We start from the raw sequence: 2,322 nt of genomic DNA on the forward strand, positions 1-2,322 counted from the left end.
TGCACACCTCCGGCACCACCGGTCTGCCCAAGGCGGTCCACTACCGGCAGCGGCCACTCGCCGCCCGGGTCGACATCTACACCCGGCTGGTCCCGCTCGGGCCGGGTGACGTGTTCGTCCATTTCTCTCTGGAACCCGATCGCCGCGCTGCTGCGACAGTCGACGCCGCCAGCAGGGCTACCCGGACCACGAGATCAGCATCGGAACCAGCGACAACTTCGAAGGGAGCGGCCGTCCGGCGGTCAGCGTCCGTGTGGTGGGAGGCGGGCTCCGCCGTCGAGACGGACGGTGTCCCCGTTCAGGTAGGAGTTCTCGCAGGCGTGCAGGACGAACCGGCCGAACTCCGCAGGGTCGCCCAGGCGGCCCGGGGCCAGCGCCGCCCGGGTGTATGCGTCGAGGATCTGCTGTGGGAGCCCGGTGACCGGCGGCGTCGCGAAGGTGCCGGGGGCGATTGTCACGACGCGGATGCCCAGGCCGCGCAGGTCCCGGGCCGCGGGCAGCGTGAGGCCGGCGACGCCCGCCTTGGCCGCGGCGTAGGCACACTGACCTTCGGTGCCGTCGAAGGCGGCGATGGAGGAGGTGTTGACGATCACACCGCGCTCCCCGCCGTCCAGTGGCGGTGTGCGGGCGATGGCCGCGGCGCCCAGGCGCAGGCAGTTGAAGGTGCCGATCAGGTTGACCTCGATCGTCCGGCGGAACATCGCCAGATCGTGGGCCTGGCCGTCCAGGCCGACCAGCCGCGCGCCGCCCGGCACGAACGCGCAGTTCACCATGATTCGCAACGGGATCTCCCGCGGAGCGCCCACGACCGCCTCGACGGCCTGCGGGTCCGTGATGTCCGCCTGCCAGAAGTGGGCCCGCTCGCCCAGCTCGACGGCCAACCGCTCGCCGCGGTCCACGTCAAGATCGACGATCGTCGTGTCGATGCCGGCAGCGACGAGACAGCGGACCGTGGCCGCGCCGAGCCCGGAGGCCCCGCCTGTCACGACGGCCGAGGAGGTGCTGAGATCCATGCGTCTGCTCCGTTCATGTGGCAGGCCGTTCGGCTGCCCGGCGCGTCACGCGTCGGAGCGGGGCGCGGCGTGGGCTGGCTAGAGCGGTGTCCTGGGTCCGTGGGCGAGGAAGTCGCGCAGTCGTCCGCGGGCGTCCTCGGTGGCGTAGGACTCGCACCACCGGCGCAGCTCCAGCTGGTTCGCCTCGGTGCCCGAGACGCTGTGGCCGGCGTCGATGAGTTCTTTGAACCATGCCTGTGACGGGCCCGCGTAGGGGACGAAGGTCTGGGCGAACGCCAGCGCCCGCGGCACGGTCTCCTGCGCCGGCATCACCTCGTTGACGAGGCCGATGCGCAGCGCCTCGGCAGCGGTGATCGCCTCGCCGCCGAGGTACATCCTCTTCGCCATCGCGGGCCCGACCAGGCGTGGCAGCCGGTACACGCCGCCGCCGATGCTCGTGCCGCCCAGGATGATCTCGGGCGTCGCGAGCTTCGCGCGCTGCGACGCGATCCGGTAGTCACAGGCCAGGGCGAGCTCCAGCCCGCCACCGAAGGCGATGCCGCTGATCGCGGCGATCACCATGCACGGTAGTGCGGCGATGGCGTCGAAGGTGACGAGATACTTCTCGCCGAGTTCGCGGACGTAGTCCGGATCGGTGATCTCCCGGACCGCCGCGTCCAGCTCGGCGTCGCTGACATCGGTCCTGTTCTGAAAGCGGGTCCGATACGTCTCGGATATCTCACCGCCGAGTGCGAAGACCTTCGGCCGGCCGGTGATCACCACGGCCCCCGGCGGCGCGGTCCGCAGTTCGTCGGTGACCGCGTTCAGCTCGGCGAACACGGGGCGGGTCAGCGCGTTGACCGGCGGATGGTCGATCGTGATCAACGCGACGCCGTCCGTCCGACGTTCCAGCCGCACCAACGTACCGTGCCCCGCCATACCGCCCCTTCACCCTCGACCCGTAAGCCGCTCATCAACTAAATGATTGCGCTAATCGTCTAACGCGAGTGTTACCTGGGTCAAGACTGCACTGCCGATGCGCGAGCCGATCCACCGTCCGGGTCGCTGCCGCCGGCAGCGCCTTCGACGTGCCGGCGCCGCCGACGCTGTCACTACCAGCGCCCCCTGCGCCAGGGCCAGCGCGATGCCGCGCCCTATGTCCTGACCGGCTCCGGTGACCAGCACGACCTTGCCCGCGAGCCGATCCGTCATCGGGTGTCTCTCGTCAGCTGGGCGGCGGAGGTGGTGGGGGTGGCGGCGGTCGGGTCGATCTGACGCAGCAGTGGCGCGAGGTCCTCGGCGATGGTGCGCACGTTGGCCGCCACCCGTT

The 2,322-nt window shown here is 70.7% G+C and carries 2 protein-coding genes; both read right to left on the reverse strand.

The window, feature by feature from the left end; genetic code table 11:
- Positions 1-242: 242 nt before the first annotated feature.
- Positions 243-1,013: an SDR family NAD(P)-dependent oxidoreductase gene (locus C1A33_RS23790; protein WP_101833565.1), complete on the reverse strand. Its 771-nt coding sequence runs from the start codon at positions 1,011-1,013 to the stop codon at positions 243-245.
- A 78-nt stretch (positions 1,014-1,091) separates the two neighbouring features.
- On the reverse strand, positions 1,092-1,931 hold the full coding sequence (locus tag C1A33_RS23795; protein WP_101833566.1) for an enoyl-CoA hydratase/isomerase family protein: 840 nt from the start codon (positions 1,929-1,931) through the stop codon (positions 1,092-1,094).
- Positions 1,932-2,322: the final 391 nt, after the last annotated feature.

The sequence above is a fragment of the Frankia canadensis genome, assembly GCF_900197875.1.
Taxonomy (GTDB): Bacteria; Actinomycetota; Actinomycetes; order Frankiales; family Frankiaceae; genus Frankia; species Frankia canadensis.

What these genes read in the sequence shown, in the direction of transcription:
- C1A33_RS23790 (WP_101833565.1), bottom strand. Translation starts at nt 1,013, where the DNA reads ATGGATCTCAGCACCTCCTCGGCCGTCGTGACAGGCGGGGCCTCCGGG.
- C1A33_RS23795 (WP_101833566.1), bottom strand. Translation starts at nt 1,931, where the DNA reads ATGGCGGGGCACGGTACGTTGGTGCGGCTGGAACGTCGGACGGACGGC.